The sequence below is a fragment of the Actinophytocola sp. genome, from assembly GCF_009379765.1.
Lineage (GTDB): Bacteria > Actinomycetota > Actinomycetes > Mycobacteriales > Pseudonocardiaceae > Actinophytocola.
Window position 1 is genome coordinate 22,083 of the sequence record NZ_WHTD01000101.1, and the last position, 7,007, is coordinate 29,089.

6 protein-coding genes and 1 pseudogene are annotated in these 7,007 nt (G+C 71.0%); 5 read left to right on the top strand and 2 right to left on the bottom strand.

The window, feature by feature from the left end; translation table 11 throughout:
• Window positions 1-94 precede the first annotated feature (94 nt).
• The 5 genes from GEV28_RS27045 to GEV28_RS27065 all read left to right on the top strand — a co-directional run bounded on the left by GEV28_RS27045 (window position 95) and on the right by GEV28_RS27065 (window position 4,975).
• Window positions 95-589: a tripartite tricarboxylate transporter TctB family protein gene (locus GEV28_RS27045; protein ID WP_291415039.1), complete on the top strand. Its 495-nt coding sequence runs from the start codon at window positions 95-97 to the stop codon at window positions 587-589.
• Complete coding sequence (locus tag GEV28_RS27050) at window positions 586-2,097, top strand: tripartite tricarboxylate transporter permease (RefSeq protein WP_291415040.1); 1,512 nt, start codon at window positions 586-588, stop codon at window positions 2,095-2,097. Before GEV28_RS27045 ends, GEV28_RS27050 begins: the two co-directional genes overlap by 4 nt.
• A gap of 38 nt (window positions 2,098-2,135) precedes the next feature.
• Entirely contained in the window at window positions 2,136-3,134 is a 999-nt protein-coding gene (locus tag GEV28_RS27055; protein ID WP_291415041.1) for a tripartite tricarboxylate transporter substrate binding protein, read from the top strand.
• Window positions 3,131-4,495, top strand: coding sequence for an MmgE/PrpD family protein (locus tag GEV28_RS27060; RefSeq protein ID WP_291415042.1), 1,365 nt, complete (start codon window positions 3,131-3,133; stop codon window positions 4,493-4,495). The genes GEV28_RS27055 and GEV28_RS27060 overlap by 4 nt, the downstream gene beginning before the upstream one ends.
• 210 nt (window positions 4,496-4,705) lie before the next feature.
• Window positions 4,706-4,975 (top strand): hypothetical protein, encoded by a 270-nt coding sequence (locus GEV28_RS27065; protein WP_291415043.1) that lies wholly within the window; start codon window positions 4,706-4,708, stop codon window positions 4,973-4,975.
• Window positions 4,976-5,124: 149 nt separating this feature from the next.
• On the opposite strand, the gene GEV28_RS27070 is transcribed toward GEV28_RS27065, so the two are convergent.
• Together GEV28_RS27070 and GEV28_RS27075 are read right to left on the bottom strand one after the other, a co-directional pair.
• Window positions 5,125-6,000 carry an EamA family transporter gene (locus tag GEV28_RS27070; protein ID WP_291415044.1) on the bottom strand — a complete coding sequence of 292 codons (876 nt, stop codon included), beginning with the start codon at window positions 5,998-6,000 and terminating at the stop codon, window positions 5,125-5,127.
• 485 nt (window positions 6,001-6,485) lie between these two features.
• Window positions 6,486-6,724: pseudogene (locus GEV28_RS27075) on the bottom strand (transposase family protein); the annotation flags it as partial.
• Window positions 6,725-7,007 lie beyond the last annotated feature (283 nt).

Consider the following 7,007-nt stretch of genomic DNA (forward strand, 5'->3'; position numbering starts at 1 on the left):
GCATAGCCGGGCAAATCGAACCATGAGATCCACCGTTGACAGCGGATCGGCAAAACTCCTACGCTCGCTTCCACTTAACAGACATGTCGTATCTATGGCAGACGCGGCGGTGATCGGTGTGGTTCGGTGGGTGCATGTCGCCACCGGGGGTGTCGTGGCCCTGGTGGGCCTCTTGGCACTGCTGGAGGCACTGCAGCTCGACTTCTTCGGGGACAACGACGAGCCGGGGCCCGGCTTCTTTCCCGTCCTGCTCTCCGCCCTGCTGATCGTGCTCGGCCTCGCGCTGTCGGCGAGCTACCTGTTCGGCCCCCGGCGCGCCCCGGAGCACATGGAGCAGCTCGACCTGCGGCGCAACCGGATGGGCCGCGCGGGCGCGGTCTGGCTGACGTTCGTGGTCACGGTCGCGTTGCTGCCGCTGGTCGGCTTCCTGGTCACGAGCCTGCTGCTGGTGGGCTTCCTGGTGTTCGCCATGGAGCGGCAGCGCTCGGTCAAGGCCTTCGCCGCGGTGCTCGTGCTGCCCGTGGCCACCTATCTCGTCTTCGCGGTCGCGCTCGAGGTCCAGCTGCCCGCCTGGGGGTTCGGCTCATGAACGCGATGCAGGGCCTGGTCGACGGCTTCGCCGCGGCGATCAGCCCGGTCAACCTGTTCTGGCTGATGATCGGCGTGGTCACCGGCACCCTGGTCGGCATCCTGCCCGGCCTCGGCCCGCCCGCGACGATCGCGATCCTGTTGCCGCTCGCCACGAACCTGGACCCGTCCACCGGACTGATCATGATGGCCGGCATCTACTACGGCGCCAAGTACGGCGGCTCCACCACGTCGATCCTGCTGAACATCCCCGGCGAGTCGTCCTCGGTGGTGACCTGCCTGGACGGCTACGAGATGGCCAAGCAGGGCAGAGCGGGCCCTGCCCTGGGCATGGCGGCGATCGCGTCGTTCGTCGCCGGCACGGTCGGCGTGCTCGGCCTGACGTTCCTCGCGCCGGTGGTGGCGAACGTGGCGGTCGAGTTCGGCCCGCCGGAGTACACGGCGCTGATGGCGTTCGCGCTGGTCCTGGTGATCATGCTGGCCGGTGAGTCGCTGCTCAAGGGCTTCATCTCGATGGTCCTCGGGCTGCTGCTGTCCACCGTGGGCGTCGACCTGTTCTCCGGCGCGCAGCGCTACACGTTCGGCACCATCGAGCTGGCCGGCGGGCTGGAGTTCATCGCGCTGTCCATCGGGGTGTTCGCGATCGGCGAGGTCCTGGTCAACGTCGAGGAGAAGACCGGGCGGTCGATCTTCACGGTGCCGAGCAAGATCCGCGAGCTGCTGCCGAGCCGCGAGGACCTGCGGCGCTCCCGGGGTGCGATCGCGCAGGGATCGGTCAGCGGCTTCCTCATCGGCACCCTGCCCGGCGCGGGAGCCACCGTCGCCTCGTTCGTCTCGTACACGATCGCGCGCCGCTTCTCCAAGCACCGCAAGGAGTTTGGCAAGGGTGCGGTCGAGGGTGTGGCGGCGCCGGAGGCGGCGAACAACTCCGAGACCGGTGGCGCGATGATCCCGCTGCTCACCCTCGGCATCCCCGGCTCGAGCACCGGCGCGGTGATGCTCGGCGCGCTGGTGCTCTACGGACTCCAGCCCGGCCCGCTGCTGTTCACCGACCACCCCGAGGTGGCCTGGCCGGTGATCGCGAGCATGTACCTGGGCAACGTGGCGCTGCTGATCCTGAACCTGCCGCTGGTGCCGTTCTTCGCCCGGCTGCTCAAGCTGCCGTACTGGGTGATGTACCCGGGCATCCTGGTGATCTCGGTGGTCGGCGTCTACAGCGTGAACGGCTCGCTGTTCGACGTCTGGATGCTCGCCGTCTTCGGCCTGCTCGGCTACGTGCTGAAGAAGCTGGAGATACCGCCCGCGCCGCTGCTGCTCGCGTTCGTGCTCGGGCCGATCGCCGAGGACTCGATCCGGCAGTCGCTGATCATCTCCGCGAACAGCCCGCTGATCTTCCTGGAGCGGCCGATCTCCGCCGTCCTCATCGGACTCGCGGTGCTCGTGCTGCTCAGCCTGACCCTGGGGAAGTCGCGCCGGCTACGGCGCAAGGTACTCGAGATCGACGACTGACCCAGCCTGATTTCCCAGCATGCCAAAGGAGAGTCGAGATGCGTCGTCACAAGGTCGTGACCGCCGCGATGAGCACGGGCTTGCTACTCGCGACGGCCGCTTGCGGCACCACGGGCGGCGGAGCCGCCGAGAGCGGTGAGCCCAACCGGGTCGAGGTGGTCTGCCACAACAGCCCCGGCGGCGGCAGCGACGTCTACACCCGGGGCATCCTCAAGATCATGTACGACGAGAAGGTGGTCGACGCCAACTGGCCGGTGCGCAACGTCCCGGCCGGCGACGGCATCGGCGCGATGGCCTACCTCGCCGGCAAGAGCGGGCAGGACAACGAGATCGGCCAGATGACCCCGACCTGGCTCGTCACCCCGATGACCGTCGAGGACAGCGCGGTGTCGGTGGACAAGCTCACCCCGATCGCCGGCCTGTCCAACGAGCCGATGGTGGTCGCCGCCCGGCCGGACACGCCGTACAAGGACTTCAGCGACTTCGTCGAGGCGGCGAAGGACAAGCCGGGCGAGCTGATCCAGACCGGCGGATCGACCACGGCGAGCGACTCGCTGGCCGGCCGGGCACTGCAGAAGTCGACCGGCGCGGAGTGGAAGTTCCTGTCCTTCGAGGACACCGGGTCGCGGATCACCGCGCTGCTGCGCGGCGACGCGGACATCATGCTCGGCAGCCCCGGCGACTTCGGCGAGCAGGTGGCGGCCGGCAAGCTGAAGGTCATCACCGTCCTCGGCGACGAGAAGCTGTCGATGTTCCCCGACGCGCCGACCGCCGCCGACCAGGACATCGCATTGGACGACCTGCCGCTGCAGTTCCGCGGCATCGTCGGGGCGCCGAACATGAGCGACGACGCGATCGCGTTCTACGACAAGGCCTTCAAGGAGATGCTCGAGACGGACGCCTGGAAGAAGTACGCGGAGGAGAACGGGTTGGTGGCCGACTACCGGGACAACAAGGACTTCGCGGCCTATCTCGACCAGCAGCGCGACGTGCTCGGCGGGCTGCTCGACCAGCTGGGGTTGAGGAAGGACCGATGACAGAGCTGGACACGTCGGTGCGCACGCCCACGGTCGCGCTCGCCGAGTTCGCCGCGGGGCTGGAGCTCGCCGCGGTCCCGGAAGCCGTGCGGCACGAGGTGAGACGCTCGCTCGTCGACTGGCTCGCCGTGACGCTCGGGGGTTCCACCGAGCCGGCGTCGGCCCGGCTGCGCGGCGTGGCGCGCCGGGTCGCGCCGGGCACGCAGGCCACCGTGGTCGGCTCGGCGGACCGGACGACGGCACCGTTCGCCGCGCTGCTCAACGGGTACGCGACGCACGTGCTGGACTTCGACGACACCTACAACCCGCCGCGCACCACGATCCACGGCAGCTCGACGAACTGGCCGGTGATCTTCGCGCTCGCCGAGCTGTCGCCTGTGGACGGTGAGCGCGCGTTGGCCGGGTACGTGGCCGGGTTCGAGACCGAGGCGCGGGTCGCGGCCGCGGCCGGCCCGGCGCACTACGAGGTCGGCTGGCACGTCACCGGCACGGCGGGACACGTCGGCGCGGCGGCGGTCGCGTCCCGGGTGCTGGGCCTGTCCACCGCGGAGGCGGTGCACGCGCTCGGGACCGCGGTCACCCAGGCGGCGGGCCTGAAGGAGCTGTACGGCAGCGACTGCAAGGCGTTGCACCCCGGCAAGGCGGCGATGGACGGGCTGCTGTCGGCGTTGCTGGCCCAGGAGGGCTTCACCGCGACGGCCACGAGCATCGAGGGCCGGCAGGGTCTGCTGCGGGTGCTGAGCCCGGACCCGGACCCCTCGCTGCTGACCGAGGGCCTGAACACGTCCTGGCACCTGGGGGCCAACGGCCACAAGGCGTACGCGAGCGGCTCGCTGACCCATCCCACGGTCGACGCGGTGCTCACCCTCCGGTCCCGCAACGGTTTCTCGCCCGACGACGTCCTGGCCGTCCGGGCGACCGTGCACCCCTACGCCGCGACGGTCACCGGCAACCCGTCGCCGGTGACGAAGATGCAGGCGAAGTTCAGCCTGCCGCACTGCGCCGCCGTGGCGGTGCTGAAGGGCCGGCTGACCCTGCCGGACTTCGAGGCGGAGACGGTGAACGACCCCGCCGTCGTGCGCATGCGCGAGCGGATCCAGGTGGAGGTCGACCCGTCGTCGAACAAGCGCGCGGCGACGGTGGTCGTCGAGCTGGCCGACGGCCGCACCCTGCGCGAGTCGGTCCGCGAAAACCGCGGGACCCCCGGCAACCCGATGACCGACGCCGAGCTGGAACGGAAGTTGCTGGACATCGCCGTGCCGATCCTGGGGCCCGACCGAGCCAGGGTGCTCGCGGAGAAGGCCTGGCGCGTCGACGAGCTGGCCGACGTGGCCGAGGTGGTCCGGGCGACCGCCACCTGATCCCAGGCACGGGGCCAGTTGCCGGGTCGGCGCCGACCACCTCGTCGACCAGCAGCGCGCCCGGGTCATGTGGTTCCACACCGCCTCGGTGACCGCGTTCCACGGCGATCCGCCCGGTCAGCACACGCACGTCGCCGCGCTCGGAGGCGCGGTGCACCGGCTCGTCGACGGTCAGCTCCGGCACCAGGATCTGGTGATCTCCAGCAGCGCGTGCCGCTGCGCGATCGGTTCGAGCGTGCGCCGGCCGAGGGCGACCTGCCGGGTGGGCACGAGCCGGAGTCGCTGGCCCGGTTCGGGTCGACGGTCGGGTTGGGGCTCGCCGTGCCGGCCGCAGGCGGCGCGACCTGCGCGGAGCTCGGCGACACCGTCACGGCCACGCCGCGTGCGATCGTCCGCCAGTGTCCCCCGCCGGGAGTCTGTTGCTTGAGTGGGCCGGGGAATCGAGTGATGAACTTCCGGCGGGAGACGCCAGTGTCCTGAGTCGGGGTTCGGCGCCAGATCCGGTGATCCGCGTGGTGGCTGGCAAGGCGGCGGGAAGTCCTCGTACCGGGTCGTACTCGGGCTTTCCGCCAACGCCGCCAGGCGCCGCGCGGGCGCCGGAGGTGGTGTCGAATCTCCGGCTCAGGACACTAGGCCACGGCGAGCACGGCCACCCCGGCCAGGCAGCCGGCGATGCCGATCTGCTGTGGCACCGCGACCCGTTCCCGCAGGTAGATCCGGGCGAGCCCGATCGTGACGACCGAGTGCAGCGCGGCCAGTACCGCGACCACGCCGAGATAGCCGAGCGTGGTCGCGGTGGCGTACATGGCGTCGCCCGCCGTGGTGAGCGTGCCGATGGTGAGCAGTACGGGCAGGTCGGCCCTGCCGATCCGCGGCCGGGACCGGGTGGCGACGGTGGCGGTCGCGATGGCGGCGACGGCGGTGAGCCGGGCGACCAGCAGCGCCCACAGCAGGTCACCCTCGCTGGCGCTGTCCATCGCGACGAAGAACGTGCCGAAGCCGAGCGCGGAGAGCAGCCCGTAGCCCACGCTCGGGCCGACCCGTCCCGTCGAGCCCGGTGCCCGCGCGGCGAACGTGATGCCGACGACGACGAGCACCAGCCCGACGCTCCGCAGCGGGCCGGGCACCTCGCCGAGCACGAGCCCCGCCACGAGCGGAACGGCGGGCGCGGCCGCCGAGATGGGGGCGACGAGGCTCATCCGCCCGACCGCGAGCCCCTTGTACAGCGCCGCGGCCCCCGCGATCTCCGCGATCCCGGAGCCCGCAGCGGCCACCACGAAGCCCAGGTCGGGCGGACCTTCGGCGCGTACCAGGGCGGCCGTCGCCAGCATCGCCAGCGACGTCGACTGGGTGACCACCAGCACCGACAGCAGCGGCATCGAGCGGCTCTTCAGCCCGCCGAGGAAGTCGCCCGCACCCCAGCCGAGGCTCGCGCCGAGGGCGAGCAGCATCGCGAGCATCGCTACCCAGCCGGCCGAACGTCCGCCGCGCCGGCCGGCTCGCACCCGATCCTGTCCGGTGTCACGCCGACATGCTGCGCGACCGCGGCCGGATCGGTCCAGCCGCCCTCCCAGATGTGCGATTCCGTGAAGTTGGCGTCGGTGGTCGAACGCGACAGCGTGTCCGGCCGGGTCGGACCGCGCCACCGCTTCTCGTGACGTGCCGAGCGTGGTCTCCTCGCGGGCCAGGGCAGTGCCCGTGGAGATGGACACGGGGTCGGTCGCACGACGATCCATCCACCGGCCACCTCCGGCAGATCCGGGCTCAACGCCCGACAGCCAGCACGGGTGCCCCGCCGCACACGTTCCGCCTGCCGCAGCGGAGGGCTCCGTGGAGGGCGGTAGGCCTGCTGGTCGATGGCGCGTTGCCTGTCTTTGGGCTTCGTGAAGGGGATGGTGAAGGTTTCGGGTTCGCCTCCGTAGCCCAGGTCGGCCAAGGCGCGGGCGCCGTCGCTGATCCAGTCGGTGATCCGGGCCAGCAGGTCGGGGTCGGCGCGGGCGGCGCTGGTGTCGTGTTCGCGGCCGGGCCGCACGTTGGAGGCCCACAGTGGCCACCCGTCCGGGGGCGGAGACGACTTGAGTTGGCCCCGCCGTGATGGTGGTGCCTGCCGCTCCACCACAAGTCCACCCCGCGGGTGGGGCCGGGGATGGAGATCCGGTCGGCGGCTTTGGCGGCCAGCAACGCTCCGTGCGGGAACGGCCGACGCACGGCGAGCACCGCGATGCCCTCGTCTCGGATACCTCCAGAACAGCGGTCACCAACGGTTACGCGGAAGGGCTCAGTAAGCCGACACAGTGGGTGCACGCCGACCCGATGGGGTGAAACCCTTGCCGTGCAACGGAAAACGTGCTCAGCCTCCGGTGGAATCGATCACATGTGCGAACCACTCGATCTACCCGAAGACGCGCCGCGGGAGGCGGTGCCGGCGGCGATGGCCCGCGGGTTCGCGCGCGCGCCGTGGCGGGCCCAAGGACACGAACTGGAACAACTCGCCATCTTCGCGGCCGCCAGC

Coding starts and splice junctions, on each gene's coding strand:
- GEV28_RS27045 (WP_291415039.1), top strand. CDS start 95: ATGGCAGACGCGGCGGTGATCGGTGTGGTTCGGTGGGTGCATGTCGCC.
- GEV28_RS27050 (WP_291415040.1), top strand. CDS start 586: ATGAACGCGATGCAGGGCCTGGTCGACGGCTTCGCCGCGGCGATCAGC.
- GEV28_RS27055 (WP_291415041.1), top strand. CDS start 2,136: ATGCGTCGTCACAAGGTCGTGACCGCCGCGATGAGCACGGGCTTGCTA.
- GEV28_RS27060 (WP_291415042.1), top strand. CDS start 3,131: ATGACAGAGCTGGACACGTCGGTGCGCACGCCCACGGTCGCGCTCGCC.